Consider the following 25,840-nt stretch of genomic DNA (forward strand, 5'->3'; position numbering starts at 1 on the left):
ATGTGGGTTCATCCCTGCGGTGAGTCCTGCCCCGTGACAGGGGCGTGTAGTATTTGCCAGCCGCACCCCGCACCACAAGCGGAGGACTACGCAGCGCACGTCCGTAGTTCTACGCAGGCGCCACACCCGACCGAGACCGCGGCGCCCGCTTGCGATGCCGCAATGCCCGCCGCGTTTTGCCATGAAGCTCCGCCAGAAGATCCTGCTGCTCGCCGTCGCACCGCTGACCATCGCCATGCTGGCGATCATGCTGACCGTGCGCCATCAGTCGATCGCGCTGGCGCGGCACGAGCGGCAGTTGGTGGAGTACGCGTATCTGCAGGCCAAGGAGACCGAGCTGCGGTCTTACGTCAAGCTTGCGCAGAGCGCCATCGCGCCGCTGCTGGCAGCCGGCCATGGCGGCGACCCGGCCAGGACGAAGCCACGCGACGAGGCCATGCGCACTCTCGCCCGTCTCGACTTCGGCACCGACGGCTATTTCTTTCTCTATGACCTGCGCGGCCGCAACCTGATGCACCCGCGCCAGCCCGAACTTGTCGGCCGCGATCTATGGGACCTGACGGACGCCGGGGGCCAGCCGACCATCCAGAAGCTCGTCGCCGCCGCGCAGGCTGGGGTGGTTTCGTGCGCTACATGTGGGACAAGCCATCCACGCACCAGAGCGTGCCCAAGCTCGGTTACGTCGAGCCCATTCCGCAGTGGGGCTGGATGGTGGGCACAGGCCTGTACCTGGACGACATCGAACAGACCTTGCGTGAGATTGACCGGCGCGCGCAGGCCAACATCGACCAGACGCTGGCCTGGGTGGTCGGTATTGCCGCGATCAGCATCCTGCTGGTGGCCGGCAGCGGCTTGGCGCTGAACGTGAGCGACCACCGCCAGGCCGATGCCAAGCTGCGCCAGCTCGCGCAGCAGGTGGTGAAGTCCCAGGAAGACGAGCGCGCGCGTGTCTCGCGTGAGCTGCACGACGGCATCAGTCAGGTGCTGGTGTCGACCAAGCTGCTGCTGGAAACCGCGCACGGCCATCTTGAGGCCGCGCCTGCATCGCCGTCGTCGATCGAACGGGCGGACAGCATGCTGCGCCGCGCGCTCGACCGGTTGAACGGAGCGCTGGGCGAGGTGCGCCGCGTGTCGCACAACCTGCGCCCTGCGCTGCTCGACGATCTCGGCCTGGCAGCCGCGCTTGAGCTGCTCGTGCGCGAAACGCGCGAGGCGCACGAAGATACCCAGCCGGGGTTTGCGATTGCGCTGGAACTTGTCGGCCCGCCCGTGCAACTGCCGGACGCGTGCAACACCGCGCTGTTCCGCATTGCGCAGGAGGCCGTCTCGAACATCGAGCGCCACGCCACGCAAGCGACGCGCATCGGCGTCCTGCTCGAAAACGATATCGATGCCGTGCGTTTGTCCATTCGCGACAACGGCCCGGGCTTCGATGTGGAGTCCGTGCAGGTCGACCCGCAACACGGGATCGGCCTGCGCAACATGCGCGAGCGCATGGCGGCGCTGGGCGGCACCTGTACCATCGCCTCGGGCCCGCACGGCACCGAGGTGAGCGCCGTGCTGCCGCATGCCGTCATCGCTCAACTGGCTTCCGCCCCCTCTTCTCCTCTCGTATGAACATGCGTACTCCTGCGCCCGTCAAACTGCTCCTCGTCGACGATCACCCGCTCGTGCGCGATGGCGTGCGCGTGCGGCTCGAAGCCGTGCCGCATTTCGAAGTGGTGGGCGAAGCCGGCGACGCTGAAGCCGCCCTGCAGGCCGCGCGCACGCTGTCGCCCGACCTGGCGCTGATGGACATCGGTATGCGCGGCATGAACGGCATCGCGCTCACCGAGAAGTTTGCCGAGGAATTTCCCGAGATTGCCGTGCTCGTGCTGTCGATGCACGACAACCTGGAATATGTACGGCAGGTGATGCGCGCCGGCGCGCGCGGCTACGTGCTCAAGGACGCGCCCGCCAGCGAACTGGTCGAGGCCATCGACGCCGTGCTGGCCGGCCGACCGTTCTACAGCGCGCAGCTGGCGATGCGCATGGCCGAGCAGGCTGTCATGCCCACGCCGGTGGAGGCGCTTACGCCGCGCGAGCGTGACATTCTCGACGGCATCGCCAAGGGCTACGCCAACAAGCGCATCGCCGACGAGCTGGGCTTGTCCGTGCGCACGGTGGAATCGCACCGCCTGAACCTGAAGCGCAAACTCGGCATCGAGGGTCAGGCGGAACTGGTGAAGTTTGCGGTCGAGCTGGGAAAGGGTCGTTAGACGCCCTTCGCGCTGTCCACGTAATCGCGCACCATCGCTTCGAACGAGGTGTCGCGGCCAAAGCCCATGGCATCGGCGCGGGCGGTATCGAAGCGCGCTGGCCAGCTTTGCACGATGGCCTTGATGCGGGCGTCCGGCTCCCAGCGGATACGCGAGACCGGCGCATCGCCCGCCACCTTGCGCAGCGCCTCCACCATCTCGCCCACACGCACCGTAATACCCGGCAGGTTCAGTGATCGGCGATGGCCCCATGCCGACGCCGGCAGCGTGTACGCGTGCAGCAGCGACGCCACCACCTGACGCGGCGACGCGAGCCACAGCTCAGTCTCGGCTTCCACCGGGCAGATGGCTTCCTCGCCGGCCAGCGGCTCGCGGATGATGCCGCTGGCAAAGCTCGAGCCGCGCCGTTCGGTTTGCCCAGGCGCACCGACACCGTGGGAATGCGCACCGCGCGGCCGTCGATGTAGCCCTTGCGCGAATACTCGCCGACCAGGAATTCGCCCATCAGCTTCTGGACGCCGTACGAGGCCTGCGGTGTGGCGGCCGTGTCGTCGGTGACAACGGCGGGCAACTGGCCGCCAAACACCGCCACGGAGCTTGCGAACAGCATGCGCGGCGCACGGCCGGTCTTGGCGTGCTGCGCGCGCAGCGCATCGAGCAATGCGCGCGTGCCGTCCAGGTTCACGCGCATGCCGAGGTCGAAGTCGGCCTCGGCGGTGCCGCTCACCACGGCGGCCAGGTGGAACACGCCGCCCACGTTTTCGTCGATCACCTTGGCGATCAGGGCGGGGTCGGAGGCATCGCCGGTCACGTAGCGCACGCGCGCATCGGCAATCTGGCCGGCCACCTGGTCCAGCACGATGAAGGTCTCAACGCGCTGCACCGAGCCGTCCGCATCCGGCAGGCCGGGTTGTTCGAGCAGTGCCGCCAGCACGCGCTGGCCCAGGAAACCGGCGCCGCCGGTGATGACGATGTTCATGGTGTCTCCTTGTTGCCCGACGTAACCCGCCGGGCGTTCTGATCGATGCCTAGGGTAAACAGGGATGAAGCTCCGCGACTCAACTTGTATGATGACACGACGAATTTACGCTTGCCAAGACATCCCGGCCACCATTCATGTTTGAACGACTCGACGCCGCGCCTTCCCTGTCCGATCGCGTGGCCCAGACCCTGATGGACAAGATCGACGCGGGCGAACTCCGCCGCGGCGAACGCATGCCGTCCGAAACCGTGCTCGGGCAGGAATTCGGTGTGAGCCGCACGGTGATCCGCGAAGCCATCTCGCGGCTGCGCCACGAAGGCGTGGTGGAAGCGCGCCAGGGCAGCGGCGTGTACGTCACGCAGCAAGCTGGTCTGAAGCCGCTGCGGATCGACGCGGCGCAGGCCGGCTCAATCGATGCCGTGCTGCACATCATCGAACTGCGCCGCGCGCTGGAGGCCGAAGGCGCCGCGCTGGCCGCCCAGCGCCGCACGGATGCCGAGATGATCGAGATCGACGCCGCACTCGACGGCATTGACGCTGCGGTGGCCGCCGGCGGTGACGGCGTGGCCGAAGACCTGCGTTTTCACCACGCCATCGCGGCCGCCAGCGGCAACCCGTTCCTCGTGCAGGCCCTTGGCTTCTTCAGCCAATACCTGGAGGAAGCGATTGGCGTGACGCGCAGCAACGAAGCGCGCCGCGAAGACTTCGCCCGACAAGTCCGCGACGAGCACCGCGCGATGGTTGAGGCCATCCGCCACCGCGACGCACTGGCTGCACGCAATGCCGCGCAGACCCACATGTTCAATGCCGCACGTCGTTTGGCCGAAGGGCGCGACGTGGCGCAAGACTGATTTCAGAGCCATTCATGACGCAATCGGCGGCTGACCGGAAGGTCGGCGTGATCGGACTCGGCGCCATGGGCCTGGGCATTGCCAAGACCCTGCGCAATCACGGCTACACCGTGCATGCCTGCGATGCGCGCCCCGGTGCCGCTGCAGATTTCGCCAAGGAAGGCGGCGTGGCGTGTGCAACGCCCGCCGAGGTGGCGGCTGGCGTGGACGTGGTGGTTTCGGTGGTGGTCAACGCCGCGCAGACCGAGGCCGTGCTGTTCGGCGAGGATGGTGCTGCGGCCGCCATGCGACCGGGTAGCACGTTCGTCATGTGTTCCACGGTCGACCCGAACTGGTCGATTGCGCTTGAGGAGCGCCTCGCGCAGCAGGGCATCCTGTATGTGGATGGCCCCATCTCCGGCGGCGCTGCCAAGGCCGCTTCCGGCCAGATGACCATGATGACCTCGGCCACGCCCGAGGCGTATGCGGCGGCAGGTCATGTGCTCGACGCCATGGCCGGCAAGGTCTATCGCCTGGGCGACAAGGCCGGCGCGGGCAGCAAGGTCAAGATCATCAACCAGCTGCTGGCCGGCGTGCACATCGCCGCCGCCGCCGAAGCCATGGCCCTGGGCCTGCGCGAAGGCGTGGCAGCGGATGCGCTGTACGAAGTCATCACGCATAGCGCGGGCAACAGCTGGATGTTCGAAAACCGCATGGCCCACGTGCTGGCCGGCGACTACACACCGCTGTCCGCCGTCGACATCTTCGTCAAGGATCTGGGCTTGGTGCTCGATACCGCGCGCGCGACCAAGTTTCCGCTGCCGTTGGCGGCTACCGCGCATCAGATGTTCATGCAGGCATCCACGGCGGGTTATGCGAAGGAAGACGATTCGGCCGTCATCAAGATCTTCCCGGGCATCACGTTGCCGGAGGGCCAACCGAAATGAGCGCAGCGCCCACGTCCCGCCCGGTCCTCGGTTGCATCGCCGACGACTTCACCGGTGCGACCGACCTTGCCAACATGCTCGTGCGCGCCGGCATGCGCACGGTGCAGACCATCGGTGTGCCGCAGGCAGCGGCGAGGCCATCGCTGCGGATGCCGATGCGATCGTCGTTGCGCTCAAGTCGCGCACGATTGCCGCGGCCGATGCCGTGGCGCAGTCGTTGAATGCACTGCACTGGCTGCGCGCGCAAGGCTGCTCGCGCTTCTTCTTCAAATACTGCTCGACCTTCGATTCCACCGATGCCGGCAACATCGGCCCCGTGGCCGAAGCGTTGATGGCTGAGCTGGGTACCGATTTCACATTGGCCTGCCCCGCCTTTCCCGAAAACGGCCGCACGGTCTTCCGGGGCCATCTGTTCGTGGGTGACGTGCTGCTCAACGCGTCGGGCATGGAGCACCATCCGCTCACGCCGATGCGCGATCCGAACCTCTCGTGTCGGTGCTCGCGCGCCAGAGTGCGGGCAAGGTCGGCCTGCTGCGTTACGACGCCATCATGCGCGGTGCGCAGGCTGCGCGCGACCAGGCCCAGCAACTGCGCGCCGACGGCGTGAAGCTCGCGATTGCCGACGCCATTTCGAACGACGACGTCATCGTGCTGGGCGAGGCGTTTGCCGAGCTCCCGTTGCTGACGGGCGGTTCGGGCCTGGCGCTGGGCTTGCCGGCGCAATATCGCCGCGCAGGGCTGATTACCGCGCAGGGCAACGCGGCGCAGCTGCCGCCGGTGGCCGATTCGGCGATCGTGCTGTCGGGCAGCTGCTCGCGCGCGACGAATGCCCAGGTGGCGCACTGGCGTGCCTCGCGCCCTGCGTTCCAGATTGATCCGCTGGCGTTGGCTGAAGGCAAACCGGTGGTGGTCGAGGCGCTCGATTTCGTGCACCGCCATGCGGGGCAGACGGTGCTGGTGTACGCGACGAGCGCGCCGGAGCAAGTGGCCCACGTACAGAAGACGCTGGGCGTGGAGCGCGCCGGCAAGTTGGTGGAAGACGCACTAGGCCGCATCGCGCGCACGCTGCATGCCGACGGCGTGCGCCGCTTCGTGGTGGCTGGCGGCGAGACCTCGGGCGCGGTGGTGCAGGCGCTCGATGTGCGCGCTCTGCGCATCGGCCCGCAGATTGATCCGGGCGTGCCCTGGACGGCCACGATCGACAACGATCCGGTTGCACTGGCCTTGAAGTCCGGCAATTTCGGGACGGTGGATTTCTTCGAGAAGGCGCTCGCGCAGCTGGCGCACGCCACGACGGAGCCGGTCGCATGACCGCAATGAACGAAAACGCGCTGCGCGAAGGATCGCGCGCGTCGGCCAGAGCTTGTATGCGCGCGGTTACACCGCCGGCACGGCAGGCAACATCAGCGCGCGGCTGCCCGACGGCTGGCTCATCACGCCCACCGACGCCTGCCTCGGCACGCTGGACCCGGCGCGCATTGCCAAGGTGCTGGCGACAGGCGAGTGGGTCGGCGGCGACAAACCATCGAAAACGCTCGCCCTGCATCGCGGCATCTACGACCGCAATGCCGACGCGCATGCCGTGGTGCACACGCATTCGACGCATCTCGTGGCGCTTACGCTGGCGGGCGTCTGGCATGAAGCCGACGTGCTGCCGCCCATCACGCCGTACTACGTGATGAAGGTCGGCCACGTGCCGCTTGTCCGTTATCAGCGGCCGGGGCATCCGGATGTCGCCGCGCAGATTGCCGAGTTGGCGTGCGATGTGCGCGCCGTGCTGCTCGACCGGCTGGGGCCCGTGGTCTGGCACGGCTCGGTATCCAACGCGGCGTACGCGCTGGAAGAACTGGAAGAAACCGCACGGCTTTGGTTGATGACCGAACCCAAGCCGGCACCGCTGTCCGGCGCGCAGATCGACGAACTGCGCCTGACGTTCGGAGCCCGTTGGTAGCGATCAGAGGCAAATCGGTAGCCCGCTGCCCGGCCCACATAAAACCTACACCGGAGACCACATGAACACCTCGACCGCCACCACGGCGGCGTTGCCTTCGCACGCCGTTTCAAAGAGGACAGCGTCTATGCGCGCGTGTCGCGCCGCATCGTCCCGCTCATCATGCTCTGCTACGTGGTCGCGTACCTCGACCGCGTGAACGTCGGGTTTGCGAAGCTGCAGATGTCGCAGGCGCTGAATTTTTCGGAGACGGTCTACGGGCTGGGTGCCGGCATCTTCTTCATCGGCTATTTCCTCTTCGAGGTGCCCAGCAACCTGCTGATGAGCAAGATCGGCGCGCGCATCTGGATCGCGCGGATCATGATCACGTGGGGCTTGATCTCCGGCGCGTTCGCATTCGTGCAGACGCCCACCCAGTTCTATGTGATGCGCTTTCTCCTGGGCCTGGCAGAGGCCGGCTTCTACCCCGGCATCATCCTGTACCTGACGTACTGGTATCCGTCGCACCGCCGCGCACGCATCGTGGCGATGTTCATGGCGGCGATTCCGATCTCAGGCATCTTCGGCAACCCGCTGTCGGGCTGGATCATGAGCGCATTTCACGGGGTGGGCGCCGGCGAAGGCTGGCAGGGCTGGCAGTGGATGTTCGTGATCGAAGCCATCCCCGCCGTGCTGGTTGGCCTGCTGGTGCTCTGGAAGTTCGACGACAGCATCCGCAAGGCCAAGTGGCTGTCGGAAGAGGAAAAGCAGATCCTCGAAGCCAACATTGCGGCCGACAACAAAGGCAAGACCGAGCATCCCGGCATCGGCAAGGTGTTCTCCGATCCGCGCGTGTGGATGATGAGCCTGATCTACTTCGCCTTTGTCATGGGCCAGTACGGCTTGACGTTCTGGATGCCGACGCTGGTGAAGAACGCCGGCGTGAAAGACACCCTGATGGTGGGCGTACTTTCCGCCATTCCGTATGTCTGTGCGGCGATCACGATGGTGCTGATCGGCCGCAGCGCCGATGCACGCCGCGAGCGCCGCTGGCACCTGGTTGTGCCCGCGTTGATGGGCGCAGTCGGGTTTGCGGTGGTGGCAACCGCGGGTAACAACGTGGCGCTGTCGATCGTGTTCCTGTCATTGGCTGCCGCGGGCGTGCTGACGTGTGCGCCGCTGTTCTGGTCGCTGCCCACGGCGTTCCTGCAAGGCACCGCTGCTGCGGCCGGCATTGCCGCCATCAACTCGGTCGGCAACTTGGCCGGGTTCGTGAGCCCCTATATGATCGGTGCGCTCAAGGACATGACGGGCAGCACATCCGCCGGCATGTATGCGCTGGCGGGCGTGCTGGTGCTTGGCTGCATTGCCGTGTTGCGCACGCCGCCCAAGCTGGTCAATAAATAAGCAATCGTATTCAGAGGTCTGTCATGCCGCGCTTTGCCGCCAACCTGTCCATGATGTACCAGGAGCACGCGTTCCTCGACCGCTTTGCCGCCGCGGCAAAAGACGGCTTCGAGGGCGTGGAGTTTCTCTTTCCTTACGACTTCGACAAGGCCGATATCCGCGCCCGTCTTGACGAGGCTGGCCTCACGCAAGCGCTATTCAATGCCCCGCCCGGCGATTGGGCGGGCGGCGAGCGCGGCATCGCCTCATTGCCCGGTCGCGAAGACGAATTCAAGCGCGGCATTGCGACGGCGCTGGAGTATGCGCAGGTGCTCGGCAACACGCGCCTGCACGTCATGGCCGGCCTGCTGCCCGCCGGTGCAGACCGCGTACGCCATCACGCCACCTACGTGAGCAACGTCGCCTACGCTGCGCGCGAGGCTGCCGGCGCGGGTCTCACCATCGTGCTGGAACCCATCAACACGCGCGACATGCCGGGCTTCTTCCTCACGCACCAGGCGCAGGCGCATGCGGTGTGCAAGGAGGTGGGCGCGGCCAACGTCAAGGTGCAGTTCGACCTGTACCACGCGCAGATCATGGAGGGCGATCTGTCGGTCAAGCTGAAGCAATACGTCGATGGTGTGGGCCACGTGCAGATCGCCGGCGTGCCCGATCGCCACGAACCGGACGAAGGCGAGCTGCACTATCCGCACCTCTTTGCGTTGCTGGATGCGCTTGGCTACAACGGCTGGGTCGGCTGCGAGTATCGGCCCCGTGCCGGCACCAGCGAAGGGCTCGGCTGGCTCAAGCGCTGGCGCGAGAGCCAACGCTGATCGGGCTTCCCTCAAACAAAAACGGCCGGCGCTGCGTGTGCAGTCCGGCCGTTGTGTTTTGGCGCGCCGCTTACGACTTGCACGCGCCGAGGTACCGGCCCTGGTAGTGGAAGCCGCTCTTCATCGGCCCAAACTGCGGATGCTGATACTGGCCATTGCCGCTGATGTTGTACGACGTCGGCGTCAGCGGGCCGCTGGCTTCGAGCACGCCCTTGCCGCCCTGCGGGTCTTCGCACGACAGCGTGACCTTGAGCGTGCCGAGCGTGTAGTTCCAGCGCGTGAGCTTGCAGCCTTGTTGATCGCGGCGAATGGAACGCTCGAACATGGTGCGCACGTCCCCGGCATCGTTGGCGCTCAGGCAGCCGCGTTCGGGGCGGCTCGGTACTTGGCGGCCTTGCTCGTCAAAGTGCGGCAACGGCTTGCCGTTCAGCGTCACGCTCGCCGTGCTTTCCCACAAACCTGGCGTGACTTCCTGCGCGTGCGCGCCCAGCGCGAGTCCAGCCAGCAGTACACCGCTGTGCCACAGCTTCATATTCGATACCTTGAACGGATGAGATGACGCGACGCCCATCCCCGCCCGGCATGAGCGGCGATGGGCGTCGGGGATGCGCGATGCGTTGGATCGACCTGGGCTCAGGCGCCCAGGCGCACCGGTTCCTTGGCCAGCGAACGCGATGTCGGCATGTGGCCGTACGACGGCAGTTCGGCCTTGCGGGTCGCGGCTTCGAGCTGCAGGCCGATCGCTTCGGCCGCATGCATGGCCGTTGCGCCGCTGGTGCCGACAACGAGGCGATAGCCGCCGCCGCGCACGGTCTGGATCAGGCCATCGCACGGCGTGCCGGCCAGCGCCACGCGCAGCTTGCGCACGTGCACATCGACCGTGCGCTCACCCACGAAGACATGGTTGCCCCACACGCGATCCAGCAGTTGCGTGCGCGAATGCACGCGTTGCGGATGCGCGACGAGAAAGTGCAGCAGGCGGAATTCCAGCGGGCTGAGCGGAATGGCGCGCGGGCCGGTGTCGGTTTGTGCGGTCACGCCCAGCGTCAGCGGATCGAGGCGCAGGCCGTTGACCTGCAGGATGTCGTCGCCATGCTGATGCGGCGCGCGGCGGCGCAGTACGGCGCGGATGCGGGCATGCAGCTCGCCCGTGTCGCACGGCTTGACGACGTAGTCGTCGGCACCGGCGTCCAGCGCGGCAATCTTGGCGCGCGCATCGCCATGACGGGACAGCACGATGACCGGCAGGCCGCGCGTCTGCATGTTGGCGCGCAAGGCCAGCAGCATGTCGATCGACTCGCGTTCGGGCCACGTCCACTCCATGAGGAGAAGCTCCGGCATGGCGGCCAGGATGGCAGCCTGCGCCTGGCCCGGATGGCTGACCCGTTGAACATCGTGTCCACCATCACGCAGGGAAAACGACAGACGCTCCCCTCTGCCTGGTCTTGTTCGACCAGCAAGATCTGAATACCCACTTTGTTATACCTCCCGTCTAACCAGCCGACACACTCCGGCGAGCAGCCTCGCGGCTGCGCTCTGCTGTCTGCGGTGCGCGTTGTTATGAGTGCCATGCGCGCAGTTGCGCTTGTGCTCGCATGTCGTTTCTTGCGGGCGCTGTTGCCTGGCCGTCGGCCTTGCGCGGATCGTCATGCTGCGGTTCCCGTCGACGATCGCCAGCGGAGCCTCCTGGGTGGTGTCCAGGGTGGTCCTGAGAAAGGTCTGCAAACCCCTCGGCGCCTGCCGCAGCGTGCCGAACCATGCAATCGTTTGCACAGTTTGCGGCGTTGTCTGCGCGCAATCCGAGCCGGCGCCCCCCGAGCGCCGGGGAAGTAGGGATCCCCCACCTCCGTTGGCATAAGGCTTGTTCGCCCTTTCCCGTTTCCTCTAGTCGTGAACCCCCCTCTGGCTCAGAGAGAAAGGATTCCGTTTTGCCGGATTATAAGAATCCCGTAGGGATTCGTCACGCAGGAATTTTAAAATTTGGAAATTCATTCAACCCGACACGCATTGGGGTGCCGCGGTTGACATGCATTCTTCATAAAGCTATGCCAGGCAACGTTCTTGGCCGATACCATGCGGGCAATGATTCAAACCCGGCATAAATGCATGACGATTATGCTCGCGCCGCCATAATGGCTGCTCTCATGTGTGCGTCGGTATTTTTTACAAAACAAATTGATTCGCTAAAAATCAATTGATCTGTTTTGCTGGCAGGGGTAATTCACACGATTTAAAACTTTAGGATTACTGCTCATTGTTTGGGCAACCTTCTGCGGGCGAAAAAAGCCCGCGCGAGGCGGGCTTCTTCCTGATGCCGAGGCGGCTGCCGGTGTCAGCTGTCCAGGCGTTCTTCGAGGCGGGTTTTGGCGTCGGGCAGCGCCTGCGGCAGGCCGTGCGCCAGTTTCGTGAACAGCTCGTCGTGCAGCGCCAGCTCCTGCTTCCAGGCCTCTGCGTCCAGCGAGATCACCTTGGCGAACTGCTCGGCCGTGAAGTCCAGGCCATCCCAGCTCAGTTCTTCGTAGCGCGGCGACACACCAAAGACGTGCTCCTCGCCCTGTGCCTGGCCTTCGATGCGATCGACCATCCACTTGAGGACGCGCATGTTCTCGCCAAAGCCCGGCCACACGAACTTGCCGTTTTCATCCTTGCGGAACCAGTTCACGCAGAAGATCTTCGGCAGCGTCGCGCCGCTCTCGGCAAGCTTCTCGCCGAGCTTGAGCCAGTGCGCGAAGTAGTCGGCCATGTTGTAGCCGCAGAACGGCAGCATGGCGAACGGGTCGCGGCGCACCACGCCTTGCTGGCCCGCAGCGGCGGCGGTGGTTTCCGAGCCCATCGTGGCTGCCATGTACACGCCTTCGGTCCAGTCGCGCGCTTCGGTCACGAGCGGCACGGTGGTCGAACGGCGGCCGCCGAAGATGAACGCATCAATGGGTACGCCGGCCGGGTTGTCCCATTCCGGATCGATCGACGGGCATTGCGCGGCCGGCGCCGTGAAACGCGCGTTCGGATGGGCAGCCTTGCGGCCCGTTTCCTTGGCGGTCTCGGGCGTCCAGTCCTGGCCTTGCCAGTCGATCAGGTGCGCTGGCGGCGTGTCGGTCATGCCTTCCCACCACACGTCGCCGTCGTCGGTCAGGGCCACGTTGGTGAAGATGACGTTCTCTTTGAGCGTGGCCATCGCGTTGAAGTTGGTCTTCTCGCTCGTGCCCGGTGCCACGCCAAAGTAGCCGGCTTCCGGGTTGATGGCGTACAGGCGGGTCTTGCCGGCGGCGTCCTTGCGGGGCTTGATCCAGGCGATGTCGTCGCCGATGGTCGTCACCTTCCAGCCGTTCAGGCCTGCGGGCGGAATCAGCATCGCAAAGTTGGTCTTGCCGCAGGCCGACGGGAAGGCCGCTGCCACGTGATACGTCTTGCCTTCCGGCGACGTCACGCCCAGGATCAGCATGTGCTCGGCCAGCCAGCCCTGGTCGCGGCCCATGGTGGAGGCGATCCGCAGCGCGAAGCATTTCTTGCCCAGCAGCGCGTTGCCACCGTAGCCGGAGCCGAACGACCAGATTTCACGCGTTTCCGGGAAATGCACGATGTACTTGGTCGGGTTGCACGGCCACGGCACGTCTTTCTCGCCCGCGGCGAGCGGCTTGCCGACGGTGTGCACGCACGGCACGAAATCGCCGTCGCTGCCCAGCACGTCGTACACCGCGCGGCCCATGCGGGTCATGATGCGCATGTTGACGGCCACATACGGGCTGTCCGACAGCTCCACGCCGATGTGTGCGATCGGCGAGCCCAGCGGCCCCATCGAGAACGGCACCACGTACAGCGTGCGGCCCCGCATGCTGCCGTCAAACAGGCCGTTCAGCGTCTGGCGCATCTCGGCCGGGGCCGTCCAGTTGTTGGTGGGGCCGGCGTCTTCCTTCTTCTGCGAGCAGATGAAGGTGCGGTCTTCCACGCGCGCCACGTCCGACGGGTCCGACAGCGCCAGGTACGAGTTCTTGCGCTTGGCCGGATTGAGCTGCTTCATCGTGCCGGCGGCCACCATTTCGGCGCACAGGCGGTCGTATTCCTCTTGCGAACCATCGCACCAGACGATGCGCTCTGGCTTGGTGAGCGCCGCCACCTCGCCCACCCACGCGATCAGGCGCGGGTGTTTCACGTAATCGGGCACGTTCAATGCGGGCACGCCCTGCATCACGGGTTGATTCATGACCAAAACTCCAATGGAAGTGAGAAAGAAATCGGTGTCGGATCAGCACGGTGGCCGCGCCGAGCGGCGGGTGGAAAGCGATCGACGGCGCATCAGCAGCAAGCCGGATCAGCGATTTCCAGAGGGAGAGGTGAGGCAGGCGGAGGGACGGTAGCCGTGCTGATTTCACATTCAGTTACAAAGCGGAGCGCTGGCGGAATGTGGGTTTTTCCGGGCAGCGGGGGCCGCGTGCGCTAAAGTGGCGGGACCGAGGTCAACAGACCCTAGAACAAGGACTCGTCACCAGCGGGGCTGCGCAAATTGCGTGCCCGCGGCGGGCAATTCCGAACGTCGACACGGATTGTCGTGCGACGAGGATGGGAAGAATACCACCGCGAGGGATCGCTGTTTTTTGCTGCGCACCATTGTTCGAAGTGAGATGTCGATGAAGATTGCCGTACTGGACGACTACCAAGACGCTGTTCGCAAGCTGGACTGCTTCAGCCTGCTGCAAGACCACGAAGTCAAAGTGTTCAACAACACCGTCAAAGGCGTGGGGCAATTGGCCGCACGCGTGGCGGACGTTGAAGCCATCGTGCTGATCCGGGAGCGCACGCGCGTCACGCGCCAGCTGCTCGATCGTCTGCCCAAACTCAAGATCATCAGCCAGACCGGCCGCGTATCGCGCGATTCGGGCGGCCATATCGATCTGGATGCCTGCACCGACAAGGGTGTGGTGGTGCTGGAGGGCAAGGGCTCGCCCGTGGCGCCGGCCGAGCTGACCTGGGCGCTGGTGATGGCCGCACAGCGCCGTATCCCACAATACGTGGCCAGCCTCAAGCACGGCGCGTGGCAGCAATCGGGGCTCAAATCCACGACGATGCCGCCCAACTTTGGCATCGGCCGCGTCCTGAAGGGCCAGACGCTGGGCATCTATGGCTACGGGAAGATCGGCCAACTCGTGGCCGGCTACGGCCGTGCTTTCGGCATGAATGTGCTGGTGTGGGGCCGCGAGGGATCGCAGGAACGCGCGCGTGCCGATGGCTTTGCCGTGGCCGACTCGAAGGAGGCGCTGTTCGAGCAGTCCGATGTGCTGTCCGTCCACCTGCGCCTGAACGACGAAACGCGCGGCATCGTGACGGTGGCCGACCTCACGCGCATGAAGCCGACCGCCCTGTTCGTCAACACGAGCCGCGCCGAGCTGGTGGAAGAAAACGGCCTGGTGACGTCGCTCAACCGCGGGCGCCCCGGCATGGCGGCCATCGACGTGTTTGAAACGGAGCCCATCCTGCAAGGCCACACCTTGCTGCGCATGGAGAACTGCATCTGCACGCCGCACATCGGCTACGTCGAGCGCGAAGGTTACGAGCTGTACTTCAGCATCGCGTTCCAGAACATCCTCGATGTTCTGCAGGGCAACGTCGACAGCGTGGTCAATCCGACGGCACTGGCGCCTGCGCTGATCCGCGCATAACGCCAGTCGTTCTACCCGTCGTTTCCATCAATCAAGCCGCGGCGCGCAGCTGCGGCTGATTGGCGCCTGCGCCGTCAAAGCGGAAGCTGTCCATCGCCAGCGATCCGTACGTCACCGTATCGACCACGTGCTGAGCCTGCACGCCGCCCTGCGTGGCCTGACTCGGCTGCCCCATCGCTGCGCCCAGCGCCACGTACAGCGGCATCAGGTGTTCGTCGGTCGGGTGGGCGTGGGCGGCGTTCGGGGCTTGCGCACGGTAATCGCAGAAGCAGGTGAAATCGCCGCTGCGGATGCCGTCGGTCATCGTCTCGATCATCCATTCGCGGAAGGCCGTGACCCACGGCTCGACCGGCACGCCGTGCTGCGCCATGCCCGGGCCGCGCATCAGCGCGCGCAGGTTGTGCGTGAAGCTGCCGGAGCCGACGATCAGCACGCCCTCGTCGCGCAGCGGCGCGAGCGTGCGCCCCATCGCCATCTGGCACGCCGGCGACAAGCCCGGCATCAAGGAGACCTGCACCACGGGGATGTTCGCCTCCGGAAACATCAGCATCAGCGGCACCCAGGCGCCGTGGTCCAGCGGCTGACGCGGGTCCAGCACGGTGGAGGCCTGTTCTTCCAGCCCGGGGACGATGTTGCCGTCGATCAGCGTGCGGATGCGTTCGGCCAAGTCCGGCGCGCCCGGCGGGGCGTATTCCAGGGCGTAGAGCTGCGGCGGGAAGCCGCCGAAGTCGTGCCAGGCTTCCTGCTGCGCGCGCGCCGTGACGGCGGGTCGGCGCGTCATCCAGTGCGGCGAAACCACAACGATGGCGCGCGGCTTGAGGGCTGCCATCTCTTGCCCGAGCGCCGCCAGCATCTTGCCGACGGGGCCGGGATCGGCCGCCAGCATGGGCGACCCATGGGACAGGTAAAGCACGGGGAGCATGTCAAATTTCCTGAAGAATATGCCTGTCATTCTGCGCCGACGCCGCGCCCGTAACGTGCATGGATTTGCAGGGCGGGATCAGGAAAATTGAATGAGTGCGCTTACATGCTCAGCAATTCTTCCGCCACGGTGGGGTGCAGGCCCACGGTGGACTGCAGATGCTTGAGCCGCACGCCCATGCGCACGGCCACCGCGAGCGCCTGGATGATCTCCGGGGCAGCGTTGTCGACGATGTGCGCGCCCAGCACGCGGCCGCTGCGCGCGTTGCACACCAGCTTGATCAGCGACTCCATGCCCGTGCCCGCAAAGCGCTGTTCCAGCGAGACAAAGCGGCGGACGACCACGTCGATGCGGTCGGCGAGCGCGCGTTTGTCGGTGTCTGGGCCGCGTTTGCCCAATTCAGGCCAGCGCGCGCGGGCGTCGGCCTCGGTCAGGCCCACGCTGGCGATGGCCGGATCGCAGAACACGGCCATCGGCACGGTGTTCATGTCAGGCAGCTTGATGCCTTTGCCGAACAGGCGTTCGGCCACGTAGCGGCCCTGCGCCGCGGCCACGGGCGTCAATTGCAGCGGGCTGCCGCCGCAGACGTCGCCGACTGCGTGGACGCCGCGGGCGCGCGTACGGAAGTGGCGGTCGACGGCAATGCGCCCGTGCGCATCGAGTGTGACGCCCGCCGCGTCCAGGCCAAGGCCGGCAAGGTTCGGCGCGCGGCCGATGGCGCTCATGACACGCTGGGCGCGGAGCACGCGCAGAGCGTCGCTGCCCTCGGTGCTCGCGTAGACGGCCATGCCGCCGCCGTTTACGGCATCGTGTTCGATGCGGACGACGTCGGCGTTCAGGATCAGGTCGACGCCGCAGCCAGCCAGCGACTGCGCGGCGGCCTCGCCCACCGTGGCATCAAATTCCGGCAGCACGCGCGCATCGCGCGTCAGCACGGTCACCCGGACGCCAAAGCGCGCCAGCGTGGACGCCATTTCCACCGCGACAACACCGCCGCCCGCGATGATGAGCGAGGCGGGCAGCGCGTCCCAGCCGAACACGTCGTCGGAAGTGCAGGCCAGCTCCGCGCCGGGTACGGGGAGCGGCGTGGGTCGCGCGCCGGCGGCCAGCACGATCTGGCGCGCGCGCAGCGCAGCTTTGCCGGACTCGGTTTGCAGCCGGACGATGCCGCGCCCGCGCAGCGATGCGGTGCCGCTCAGCCACTGCACACCGGCATCGGCCAAGTGCGCGAAATGCGTTTCGTGCAGGCGGGCAACTTCGGCGCGCGTGCGGGCGATGGCATCGGCCCAGGCATCGGTGGCGTCTGCGGCGCGCAGGCATTGGGATACCGCCTGCGACCAGGCAGCGCCGTAGCCGAGCAGTTTCTTGGGCACACACCCGCGGTTGACGCAGGTGCCGCCCACTTGCGCCCGATCGATCAGCAGCGTGCGCGCGCCCAGTTGCGCAGATCGACGCGCAGCCGCGAGCCCGGCCGAACCGGCGCCAATCACGATCAGGTCAAACGCATGTGCAGGGTTTGCGGGCATGAAGTGTCCGTCGAAGAAGCATCGGCCGGACGACCCTGGTGGCACGCCGGCGGGCGCGCCATGTGGAGCAAGCGGCGCGCCCGCCGCCTGTCTTGGAGGAGGTGGTTACGCAGCCACCGCCGTGGCGAACCCGCGTGGAAGTTCGCGCAGGAAGGTTTCGCCGTCATGACGCCCGAGCGCATAGGCGTCGCGCATGGCGCCGGGGCGGGTGTAATCCCAACTCGAAATGGGCACCTTGCGCGAGGGCTGTACATAAAAGCGGCGCTGCACGCCGTCGGCCACCGGCACGTCCATGCGGAAATACGTCGGCCGCGGGTACAGGCGCGTGACCAGCACCAGCGCGTCGCCCGGCGTGGCGTCCAGCGCGTGCACCGGCACGTTGTCGACCATGCCGCCGTCGAGCACCGGCCGCCCCGCGCGCCGCAGCACCGGCGTGAACGGCGGCGTGGAAGCGGATTGCAGCAGCAGGTCTGCCAGGTCTTCCGGTGTGGCGCAATCCTGCGCGCGCACGATTTCCGGCGTGAAGCCGAGGCGCTTGCCCAGCGTCGGGTGCAGCGTCTTGCGAACGTGCTTTTCGATGTTGTACGCAATCAGCCCCGCCGCCACCGCCGAGCGTGCGCCCAGCCAGCGCGGGATATGCGCCACGCCGATGCGGATCTCGGGCGCCTGCGCCAGCCGCGCGAAGCGGCCCTCGCCGAACACCGTCAGCAGCGCCGTGCGGTACATGCCGTAGTGGGGAAACACGCGCTCGCCGCGCAGCAGGTTGCCCCAATGGGCGTTGCGGGTGTTTTGGTGCAAGGCTTCGCCGTAGTAATCCATCAGCTCGGCCGAATTCCATGCATGCAGCATGCACGCCGTCGACGCGCCGGCCGAGATGCCGGCAATCACGCGCGGCGCCAGGCCCAGTTCGGGCTGCACGACGTCCCACCAGCCGGCCTGCCACCAGCAGCGATTGCCGCCGCCGGCAAAGACCATCTGATCGAACACCGGCGCGCTCATGCCGAGGCCCCGCTGCGGGCGGCCGCTGCGGCTGCCGGCTCCAGCCGCAGCGACGGCGCATATTTGAGGGTGTCGATGCAGGCGTCCAGCAGGCGCTCGCGCTTGGTGGCGAGGCTCGAGGCGTCCGGGTAGAACAGGTAATCGCCCATGATGCCGTTGAATGTCGCATGAAAATGCGCCACGGCCAGCGGGATGTCGAGGTCGGCCGGCAACTGCCCGCGCCGCGCCGCCTGCTCGATGATGCTCGTCAGATGGGCCATGCCTTCCTCAAACGATTCCTGCTGGCGCTTGAGGATGGGGCTTGTGTCTTCCACGAACTCGCACTTGTTGAACATGATCTCGAAGACCTTGCGCCAGTGCGCGTCTTCCACGAGTTGCCGCAGCAGGAAGTTGCCCACGGTGCGCAGTTCACCCAGCGGGTCATCGGCCTCCACGCCAAGTGGGGTACACATGGTCTCCATCGGCAGCTTCACGCGCTCGCACATGGCGGCGAAGACGTCGGTTTTGTTACGGAAGTGCCAATAGATGGCGCCGCGCGTCACGCCCGCGGCCTGCGCGATATCCGACAGCGATGTGCGTGCCACGCCGCGCGCATAGAACACGTCTTCCGCCGCATCCAGGATGCGGTTACGTGTTTCCAGGGCTTCTTCCTTTGTTCGTCTGACCATGATCTTCCAGAGGAACGCCGCGGTATCTCGTCCGGCGTTCTTTCGATTGGCTTTGTGCAATGCACAATTCCAGGCAACGCACCATTGCGCCCCGCACAACGCGGCAGCAGGTCCGTTGGCTGACAATGCTTGTCGCAGCGCGGTATGCGCAGCCTGTTCGCTTGATCGCCGTCATTGCTACGAACCCCGGAAACGTGTCAACGGAGTCCCTATTCGTCGAGGGCGAGACTTACATACATACGCGAACGTATCTATAATAGCGCGCACTCCGTCGCTTGCCCATGGCCGTATGCGCCACATTCATGCGGGCAAGCGGCCCGGGCCCGACTTCGTCTCTTGTCGGTCAGCGGGCTGGAGATCGACTGCCGATCGCTCCCGCGTCTTAGCATTCTGGTCCGAGTTGTTGCGAGTTCGTCGCAAAGGCCATATCGCATGCCGCGAGATGCAGCTAGCATCGGACGTTTTCGTTTTGTGTTTTTTGGTTTCGCTGACGGCTTGCCGGCGTCGCACTCGTTTGCGCGGCGTTGCGGCACCCGGCATTCCGCTTATCGCCACATGGGGTCATCTATGACGAACACCCGCCGTTATCACCAACTCGCTGCCGCCGCATTCATGGTGGTGGCACTTGCAGCCTGCGGCAACAAGCAGGCACAAGGGCCGGGCGGCGCCGGCATACCTCCGACCGAAGTCGGCGTTGTGACCGTGCAGCCGCACTCCGTTGGCCTGACCAGCGAGTTGCCGGGCCGCCTGGAGGCCACGCGTGTGGCACAGGTGCGCGCACGGGTCGCGGGCATCGTGCTCAAGCGCACCTACGCTGAAGGCAGCGACGTGAAGGCCGGCCAGCAGTTGTTCCAGATCGATCCGGCGCAGTATCAGGCGTCGCTGGACAGCGCCAAGGCACAGCTTGCGCGTTCGGAAGCCACGCAAACGCAGGCGCAGTTGAAGGCTGAGCGCTACAAGCCGCTGGTTGCCACCAACGCCATCAGCAAGCAGGACTACGACGACGCCACTGCCGCCGCCAAGCAAGCCACCGCTGACGTGGCCGCCGCCCGCGCTGCCGTCGAAACCGCCAAGTTGAACCTCGGCTATGCCAGCGTGACTTCGCCCATCTCCGGCCGTGCCGGTCTGGCGCAGGTCACCGAAGGCGCGCTCGTCGGCCAGGGCGAGGCGACGCTGCTGACGACCGTGCAGCAGATCGATCCGATCTATCTGACCTTCACGCAGTCGAGCACCGAAGTGATGCGTCTGCAGCAGGCGCTCAAGGACGGCAAGCTGGCCAAGGCCGGTGGCGATGCGGCCAAAGTTACGCTCGTGACGGAAGACGGCCGTGCCTATGCCCAATCGGGCAAGCTCTACTTCTCGGACCTGACGGTGGATCCGGCCACGGGCACGATCACGCTGCGCGCGATCGTTCCGAACGCCGACCGCACGCTGCTGCCGGGCATGTACGTGCGTGCCCGTCTGGAGCAGGCCGTGGACGAGCAGGCGATCACGGTGCCGCAACAAGCCGTGACGCGCAGCCCGGACGGCGCCTCCGTCATGGTGGTCGACGAGAAGGGCATGGCAGCCGTGCGCCAGGTCCAGGCCGACCGCTCGACCGGTACCGAATGGATCGTCTCCAGCGGCCTGAAGGCGGGCGACAAGGTGATCGTCGACGGCCTGCAGAAGGTTCGTCCGGGCGCACCGGTCAAGGCCGTGCCGTGGCAGCCGATGCAGGCAGGCCAGGGCAAGGCCCCGCAAGGTCAGGGCGGCCAGGGTAGCGGCGCGGCACCCGCACCGGCAGCCAGCGCCCCTGCTGCAAGCACTCCCGCTGCCAGCGCACCGGCAGCCAAGCAGTAAAACAAGGAGCCATCGCATGGCAAAGTTTTTTATCGATCGCCCGGTCTTTGCCTGGGTGCTCGCGCTGTTCATCATCCTTGCTGGGGCGATTTCGATCACCCAGCTGCCGATCTCGCAGTACCCGACCATTGCGCCGCCGTCCGTCATCATCACGGCAACGTATCCGGGTGCAAATGCGAAGACGCTGGACGAATCCGTCACCAGCATCATCGAGCAGGAAATGAACGGTGCGGACGGCCTGCTCTATATGGAGTCGGTCAGCCAGGGCGGTAACGGCCAGGCGCAGATCACCGTGACGTTCAAGGCCGGTACCGATCCGGCGCTGGCGCAGGTGGACGTGCAGAACCGCCTGAAGCGCGTGGAAGCGCGTTTGCCGTCTGCGGTGACGCAGCAGGGCGTGCAGGTCGACAAGGCCCGCTCGAACTTCCTGCTGTTCGCCACGCTGGCATCCACCGACGGCAAGATGGATCCGGTGGCGCTGGGCGACTACATCTCGCGCAACGTGCTGAACGAAATCAAGCGCGTGCCGGGCGTCGGTCAGGCGGTGCTGTTCGGTACGGAGCGCGCGATGCGCGTCTGGATCGATCCGGCCAAGCTGGTCGGCTACAAGCTGACCCCGACGGACGTCTACAACGCCATCCGTGCGCAGAACGCGCTGGTCTCGGCCGGTACGATCGGCGATCTGCCGTCCGTCTCCGACCAACCGCTCGCGGCGACGGTCGTGGTGGAAGGCCAGCTCACGACCACCGAGCAGTTCGGCAACATCGTGCTGGTCGCCAAGCCGGACGGCTCACTCGTGCGCGTGAAGGACGTTGCGCGCCTGGAACTGGGCGGCCAGACCTACTCGACGTCTGCGCGGATCAACGGCCAGCCGATTTCGGCCATTGGTGTGCAGCTCTCGCCCACGGGTAACGCGCTGGGCACCGCGAAGGCCGTGAAGGCCAAGCTGGAAGAGCTCTCGAAGTACTTCCCGGCCGGCGTGGAATACAAGGTGCCGTACGACACCTCGAAGTTCGTCCAGATCTCAATCGAAGAAGTGGTCAAGACGCTGTTCGAGGCCATGGTGCTGGTGTTCCTGGTGATGCTGCTGTTCCTGCAGAACATCCGCTACACGCTGGTGCCGTCGATCGTGGTGCCGATCTCGCTGCTGGGCGCGTTTGCCGTCATGAACGCGATGGGTTTCTCCATCAACGTGCTGACGATGTTCGGCCTCGTGCTGGCGATCGGTATTCTCGTTGACGATGCCATCGTGGTGGTGGAAAACGTCGAGCGGATCATGGCCGAAGAAGGCCTGCCCCCGCGCGAAGCGACCCGCAAGGCCATGGGCCAGATCACAGGCGCCATCATCGGTATTACGCTGGTGCTGATGGCCGTGTTCATCCCGATGGCGTTCTTCTCGGGCTCGGTGGGCGCGATCTATCGTCAGTTCTCGCTGTCGATGGTGTCGTCGATCTTCTTCTCGGCACTCATGGCGCTGACGCTCACGCCGGCACTGTGCTCGACGCTGCTCAAGCCGATCGAGAAGGGTTCGCACCACGAGAAGAAAGGCTTCTTCGGCTGGTTCAACCGCATGTTCAGCACCACCACGAACCGCTATCAGAGCTTCGTGGAACGCATCCTGAAGAAGACCTTCCGCTACATGGTCATCTATGTTGCACTGATCGCGGCGGTGGTGTTCCTGTTCCTGCGCCTGCCGTCTTCGTTCCTGCCGACCGAAGACCAGGGCTACATCGTGACCAACATCCAGTTGCCGCCGGGGGCATCGGCCAACCGCACGTTGGAAGTGATCAAGCAGGTCGAGAACTACTACAAGCAGGAAAAGGCGGTCGAGAACATCGTGGCCGTGCAGGGCTTCAGCTTCTCGGGTAACGGCCCGAACGCCGGTATCGTCTTCACCCCGTTCAAGGACTGGAGCGAGCGCAAGGGCAAGGACCAAACCGCTGATGCCGTGGCCGGCCGTGCCTTTGGTGCGCTGTTCGGCGGCATTCGCGATGCGATTGTCTTCCCGCTGAACCCGCCGCCGATTCCGGAACTGGGTAACGCAACGGGCTTCACGTTCCGTCTGCAGGACCGCGCGGGCCTGGGCCACGACGCGCTGATGGCTGCTCGCAATCAGCTGATGGGGATGGCGGCGCAGGGCAAGATCATCACCGGCATGCGCCCGGAAGGTCTGGAAGATTCGCCGCAGTACCAGGTGGACATCGACCGCGAGAAGGCCAATGCGCTGGGCGTCTCGTTCACCGACATCAACGCCGTGCTGTCGACGGCGCTGGGTTCGGCGTACGCCAACGACTTCCCGAACTACGGTCGTCAGCAGCGTGTGATCGTGCAAGCGGACAAGATCAACCGCATGCAGCCCGAAGACATCATGAACCTGTACGTGCGCAACAGTCAGGGCAACATGGTCCCGATGTCGACGTTCGCGAAGGGCCATTGGATCGTCGGCCCGGTGCAGCTCGTGCGCTACAACGGCTATCCGGCTGTCCGCCTGTCGGGTGCAGCCGCGCCGGGTGCCAGCTCGGGTGACGCCATGGCCGAGATGGAGCGCCTGGCCGCCAAGCTGCCGGCCGGTATCGGCTACGAGTGGACGGGCCAGTCGCTGCAGGAAAAGGCTTCGGGCTCGCAGGCGCCGGCGCTGTATGCGCTGTCGCTGCTGGCGGTGTTCCTGGTGCTGGCCGCCCTGTATGAAAGCTGGTCGATCCCGGCGGCGGTGATTCTGGTGGTGCCGCTGGGTGTGCTTGGCGCACTGCTGGGCGTGACGCTGCGCGCAATGCCCGATGACGTGTACTTCAAGGTCGGCCTGATTGCGGTGGTGGGCCTGTCCGCCAAGAACGCAATTCTGATCATCGAGTTTGCGAAGGACTTGCAGGCGCAAGGCAAGGGCCTGATCGAGGCGACGCTCGAAGCCGTGCACCTGCGGTTCCGTCCGATCATCATGACGTCGTTCGCCTTCATCCTGGGTGTGCTGCCGTTGGCGATTGCCACGGGCGCCAGCTCCGCCAGCCAACGCGCCATCGGTACCGGCGTGATGGGCGGGATGTTCACCGCGACGGTGCTGGCCGTGGTGCTGGTGCCTGTGTTCTTCGTGGTGGTCCGCCGCGTCTTCAAGGGCAGCGAGCGTCAACGCCGTCTGGATGCCGCGCACCGTCCGCTGGACGAGGAAATCTGAACATGCAGAAAACGATGACCTTTCGAACCCCTGCGCTACTGCCGGCGCTCCTGCTGGCTGCCGGCGTGTTGTCCGGCTGCTCGCTGGCGCCCACCTATGAGCGCCCGGATGCTCCGATAACGAGCACGTATCCGCAGGCACCAGCGGGCTATGCCGTGCCGGCAGACTCCGCGAAGCCCGGCGAGAACGCGCCCCGCGCGACCGAACTGGGCTGGCGCGAGTTCTTCCCTGATGCGCGCCTGCAGAAGCTGATCGGCCTGGCGCTCGAGAACAACCGCGACCTGCGCGTGGCCATGCTCAACGTCGAGGCCGCGCGTGCGCAGTACCGCCTGCAGATCGCTGACCTGCTGCCGCCGGTCAATGCGTCTGCCACGTACACGCGCAGCCATACGCCGCCGTCGATCTCAACCACCGGCGGCGACATCTACACCAAGCAGTACCAGCTTGGCGTGGGCATCAGCAACTACCAGGTGAACCTGTTCAGCGTGGGCGACGTCACGTCGTCTGCGCGTGCGAGTTATCTCGCAACGGACGAAGGCCGGCGTGCCGCGCAGATCAGCCTGATCTCGCAGGTCGCCAAGGCTTACTTGAACGAGCGCGCGTACGCCGAGCAGCTTGAACTGGCCCAGCAGACCCTGAAGGGACGCGAGGACTACTACAAGCTGGCCAAGCAGCGTTTTGACGTAGGCGCCTCGTCGGCGCTGGATCTGCGCCAGACCGAGACGCTGGTGGAATCGGTGCGTGTGTCGGTGGCGCAGCTGACGCGCCAGTATGCCCAGGCGACCAACGCCCTCGTGCTGCTGGTGGGCGCCCCGCTGCCGGCCGATCTTCCTGCGCCGACCACGGTGTCGTCGGAGAAGATCGTGGCCGACATTCCGCCGGGTCTGCCGTCGGAGCTGCTGGAGCAACGCCCTGACATCCGCCAGGCCGAGCAGAAGCTGATTGCCGCCAACGCCAACATTGGCGTGGCGCGTGCGGCGTTCTTCCCGAGCATCGGGCTGACGTCCAACGTGGGCACGGCAAGCGGCGCGCTGCATGATCTGTTCAAGAGCGGAACGGGGTTTTGGTCGTTCGTGCCGAACCTGACGCTGCCGATCTTCAACTGGGGCACCAACATCTTCAATCTGGACTTGACGAAGACCAACCAGAAGATTGCGGTTGCCAATTACGAGAAGACGATCCAGACGGCCTTCCGCGAGGTGTCCGACGCCCTCGTGGCGCGCGGTACGCTGGAGGATCAGGTGGCAGCGCAGAAGCGCTTCCGCGATGCCACGGCCGATCGCCTGACGCTGTCTGACCAGCGCTATCGCAACGGCGTGTCGAGCTTCCTCGATGTGCTCGACGCGCAGCGCGATCTGTTCAGCGCCGACCAGACGCTGGTGCAGACGCGCCTAGCCCGCCTGACCAACGCCATCGATCTGTACACGGCGCTGGGCGGTGGCCTGCAGGAGCACAGCACCACTGTGGCCGCACAGCAGGCTCAGCCGACGGCTGCGCCAGGCGTTGCGCCCGCCACGCCCGACATGACGCCGCAGCAATCGAAGTAAGTTCGCGTCTGTTCGCTCCGAAGCCCGCCTTGTTCAGGCGGGCTTTTTTTGCCGGCGCCGTTTGTGCCGGCGGTGCGTTCGAGAAATTGAAGCAGGGCCACCTCTTCGCGTCGCAGGCCCTTGCGTGCCCGAACCGGGGGCAGGGCTTCCAGCTCGCCCGCCAGGAATGCGTCCACCACGGCCGGATGCACGTAGCACTTGCGGCAGACGGCCGGCGTGTTCCCCAGGCGTTGAGCGACTGCGGCAATGGCCTCCACCACTTGCCGGCGTGCCTCGGTGGCATTGGTCGCTGGTCGCCCGCGCAGCAGGTCCAGCGCCAGCACGCTGCCCGCCCATGTGCGGTAGTCTTT

General features: G+C 65.8%; 16 protein-coding genes and 5 pseudogenes. 12 read left to right on the forward strand and 9 right to left on the reverse strand.

Annotated elements, in window-relative coordinates; translation table 11 throughout:
* The first annotated feature begins 181 nt into the window (after positions 1–181).
* Positions 182–1,617: pseudogene (locus tag OWR21_RS10805) on the forward strand (cache domain-containing protein).
* Positions 1,614–2,258, forward strand: a complete 645-nt coding sequence (locus tag OWR21_RS10810) for a response regulator (RefSeq protein ID WP_147213457.1) — start codon at positions 1,614–1,616, stop codon at positions 2,256–2,258. The pseudogene OWR21_RS10805 and the gene OWR21_RS10810 overlap by 4 nt, the downstream one beginning before the upstream one ends.
* On the opposite strand, the pseudogene denD reads toward OWR21_RS10810, so the two are convergent.
* Positions 2,255–3,237, reverse strand: a pseudogene (gene denD, locus OWR21_RS10815) (D-erythronate dehydrogenase). The gene OWR21_RS10810 and the pseudogene denD sit on opposite strands and share 4 nt — an antisense overlap.
* A 137-nt stretch (positions 3,238–3,374) precedes the next feature.
* On the opposite strand from denD, the gene OWR21_RS10820 reads away from it, so the two are divergent.
* From OWR21_RS10820 to otnI, 6 genes and pseudogenes are all read left to right on the forward strand, one after another.
* Entirely contained in the window at positions 3,375–4,091 is a 717-nt protein-coding gene (locus OWR21_RS10820; protein WP_147213455.1) for a FadR/GntR family transcriptional regulator, read from the forward strand.
* Positions 4,091–5,017, forward strand: coding sequence for an L-threonate dehydrogenase (gene ltnD / locus OWR21_RS10825; protein ID WP_332395223.1), 927 nt, complete (start codon positions 4,091–4,093; stop codon positions 5,015–5,017). The genes OWR21_RS10820 and ltnD overlap by 1 nt, the downstream gene beginning before the upstream one ends.
* Positions 5,014–6,328 (forward strand): annotated as a pseudogene (otnK, locus tag OWR21_RS10830) (3-oxo-tetronate kinase). Before ltnD ends, otnK begins: the two are co-directional and overlap by 4 nt.
* A 52-nt stretch (positions 6,329–6,380) precedes the next feature.
* Entirely contained in the window at positions 6,381–6,968 is a 588-nt protein-coding gene (gene otnC, locus OWR21_RS10835) for a 3-oxo-tetronate 4-phosphate decarboxylase (RefSeq protein WP_442968621.1), read from the forward strand.
* 162 nt (positions 6,969–7,130) lie between these two features.
* Positions 7,131–8,354 (forward strand): MFS transporter, encoded by a 1,224-nt coding sequence (locus OWR21_RS10840; protein ID WP_332395226.1) that lies wholly within the window; start codon positions 7,131–7,133, stop codon positions 8,352–8,354.
* Positions 8,355–8,377: 23 nt separating this feature from the next.
* Entirely contained in the window at positions 8,378–9,166 is a 789-nt protein-coding gene (gene otnI, locus OWR21_RS10845; protein WP_332395214.1) for a 2-oxo-tetronate isomerase, read from the forward strand.
* 70 nt (positions 9,167–9,236) lie between these two features.
* Here otnI and OWR21_RS10850 read toward each other — a convergent pair whose 3' ends face one another.
* From OWR21_RS10850 to OWR21_RS10860, 3 genes and pseudogenes are all read right to left on the reverse strand, one after another.
* A complete protein-coding gene (locus OWR21_RS10850) occupies positions 9,237–9,698 on the reverse strand; it encodes a DUF3617 domain-containing protein (protein ID WP_332395215.1) in 462 nt (153 codons plus the stop codon).
* 101 nt (positions 9,699–9,799) lie between these two features.
* A pseudogene (locus OWR21_RS10855) lies at positions 9,800–10,641 on the reverse strand (winged helix-turn-helix domain-containing protein).
* A gap of 857 nt (positions 10,642–11,498) precedes the next feature.
* Positions 11,499–13,367, reverse strand: coding sequence for a phosphoenolpyruvate carboxykinase (GTP) (locus OWR21_RS10860; RefSeq protein WP_316875170.1), 1,869 nt, complete (start codon positions 13,365–13,367; stop codon positions 11,499–11,501).
* A 424-nt stretch (positions 13,368–13,791) separates the two neighbouring features.
* On the opposite strand from OWR21_RS10860, the gene OWR21_RS10865 reads away from it, so the two are divergent.
* Complete coding sequence (locus tag OWR21_RS10865) at positions 13,792–14,820, forward strand: D-2-hydroxyacid dehydrogenase family protein (protein WP_147213467.1); 1,029 nt, start codon at positions 13,792–13,794, stop codon at positions 14,818–14,820.
* A gap of 31 nt (positions 14,821–14,851) precedes the next feature.
* Here the strand turns inward: OWR21_RS10865 and OWR21_RS10870 are convergent, their stop codons facing one another.
* The 4 genes from OWR21_RS10870 to OWR21_RS10885 all read right to left on the reverse strand — a co-directional run bounded on the left by OWR21_RS10870 (position 14,852) and on the right by OWR21_RS10885 (position 18,935).
* Positions 14,852–15,742, reverse strand: a complete 891-nt coding sequence (locus OWR21_RS10870) for a DODA-type extradiol aromatic ring-opening family dioxygenase (RefSeq protein WP_332395216.1) — start codon at positions 15,740–15,742, stop codon at positions 14,852–14,854.
* A gap of 101 nt (positions 15,743–15,843) precedes the next feature.
* Complete coding sequence (locus OWR21_RS10875; protein ID WP_332395218.1) at positions 15,844–17,268, reverse strand: dihydrolipoyl dehydrogenase family protein; 1,425 nt, start codon at positions 17,266–17,268, stop codon at positions 15,844–15,846.
* A 105-nt stretch (positions 17,269–17,373) separates the two neighbouring features.
* Entirely contained in the window at positions 17,374–18,267 is an 894-nt protein-coding gene (locus OWR21_RS10880) for a patatin-like phospholipase family protein (protein ID WP_332395219.1), read from the reverse strand.
* Complete coding sequence (locus OWR21_RS10885) at positions 18,264–18,935, reverse strand: TetR family transcriptional regulator (RefSeq protein WP_147213444.1); 672 nt, start codon at positions 18,933–18,935, stop codon at positions 18,264–18,266. Before OWR21_RS10885 ends, OWR21_RS10880 begins: the two co-directional genes overlap by 4 nt.
* A 567-nt stretch (positions 18,936–19,502) precedes the next feature.
* On the opposite strand from OWR21_RS10885, the gene OWR21_RS10890 reads away from it, so the two are divergent.
* The 3 genes from OWR21_RS10890 to OWR21_RS10900 are packed head-to-tail and all read left to right on the forward strand — an operon-like array spanning position 19,503 to position 25,490.
* Positions 19,503–20,774 (forward strand): efflux RND transporter periplasmic adaptor subunit, encoded by a 1,272-nt coding sequence (locus tag OWR21_RS10890; RefSeq protein ID WP_332395221.1) that lies wholly within the window; start codon positions 19,503–19,505, stop codon positions 20,772–20,774.
* 16 nt (positions 20,775–20,790) lie between these two features.
* A complete protein-coding gene (locus tag OWR21_RS10895) occupies positions 20,791–23,943 on the forward strand; it encodes an efflux RND transporter permease subunit (RefSeq protein ID WP_332395222.1) in 3,153 nt (1,050 codons plus the stop codon).
* Positions 23,944–23,945: 2 nt separating this feature from the next.
* Positions 23,946–25,490 carry an efflux transporter outer membrane subunit gene (locus OWR21_RS10900; protein ID WP_316875164.1) on the forward strand — a complete coding sequence of 515 codons (1,545 nt, stop codon included), beginning with the start codon at positions 23,946–23,948 and terminating at the stop codon, positions 25,488–25,490.
* Here OWR21_RS10900 and OWR21_RS10905 read toward each other — a convergent pair.
* Positions 25,424–25,840, reverse strand: a pseudogene (locus OWR21_RS10905) (DNA topoisomerase IB); the annotation flags it as partial. The gene OWR21_RS10900 and the pseudogene OWR21_RS10905 overlap by 67 nt on opposite strands.

It is taken from the genome of Ralstonia sp. 1B3, assembly GCF_036631435.1.

What these genes read in the sequence shown, in the direction of transcription:
- OWR21_RS10880 (WP_332395219.1), bottom strand. Translation starts at nt 18,267, where the DNA reads ATGAGCGCGCCGGTGTTCGATCAGATGGTCTTTGCCGGCGGCGGCAAT.
- OWR21_RS10890 (WP_332395221.1), top strand. Translation starts at nt 19,503, where the DNA reads ATGACGAACACCCGCCGTTATCACCAACTCGCTGCCGCCGCATTCATG.
- OWR21_RS10820 (WP_147213455.1), top strand. Translation starts at nt 3,375, where the DNA reads ATGTTTGAACGACTCGACGCCGCGCCTTCCCTGTCCGATCGCGTGGCC.
- OWR21_RS10865 (WP_147213467.1), top strand. Translation starts at nt 13,792, where the DNA reads ATGAAGATTGCCGTACTGGACGACTACCAAGACGCTGTTCGCAAGCTG.
- OWR21_RS10810 (WP_147213457.1), top strand. Translation starts at nt 1,614, where the DNA reads ATGAACATGCGTACTCCTGCGCCCGTCAAACTGCTCCTCGTCGACGAT.
- OWR21_RS10860 (WP_316875170.1), bottom strand. Translation starts at nt 13,367, where the DNA reads ATGAATCAACCCGTGATGCAGGGCGTGCCCGCATTGAACGTGCCCGAT.
- OWR21_RS10875 (WP_332395218.1), bottom strand. Translation starts at nt 17,268, where the DNA reads ATGCCCGCAAACCCTGCACATGCGTTTGACCTGATCGTGATTGGCGCC.
- otnI (WP_332395214.1), top strand. Translation starts at nt 8,378, where the DNA reads ATGCCGCGCTTTGCCGCCAACCTGTCCATGATGTACCAGGAGCACGCG.
- OWR21_RS10840 (WP_332395226.1), top strand. Translation starts at nt 7,131, where the DNA reads ATGCTCTGCTACGTGGTCGCGTACCTCGACCGCGTGAACGTCGGGTTT.
- OWR21_RS10850 (WP_332395215.1), bottom strand. Translation starts at nt 9,698, where the DNA reads ATGAAGCTGTGGCACAGCGGTGTACTGCTGGCTGGACTCGCGCTGGGC.
- OWR21_RS10900 (WP_316875164.1), top strand. Translation starts at nt 23,946, where the DNA reads ATGCAGAAAACGATGACCTTTCGAACCCCTGCGCTACTGCCGGCGCTC.
- OWR21_RS10895 (WP_332395222.1), top strand. Translation starts at nt 20,791, where the DNA reads ATGGCAAAGTTTTTTATCGATCGCCCGGTCTTTGCCTGGGTGCTCGCG.
- OWR21_RS10885 (WP_147213444.1), bottom strand. Translation starts at nt 18,935, where the DNA reads ATGGTCAGACGAACAAAGGAAGAAGCCCTGGAAACACGTAACCGCATC.
- OWR21_RS10870 (WP_332395216.1), bottom strand. Translation starts at nt 15,742, where the DNA reads ATGCTCCCCGTGCTTTACCTGTCCCATGGGTCGCCCATGCTGGCGGCC.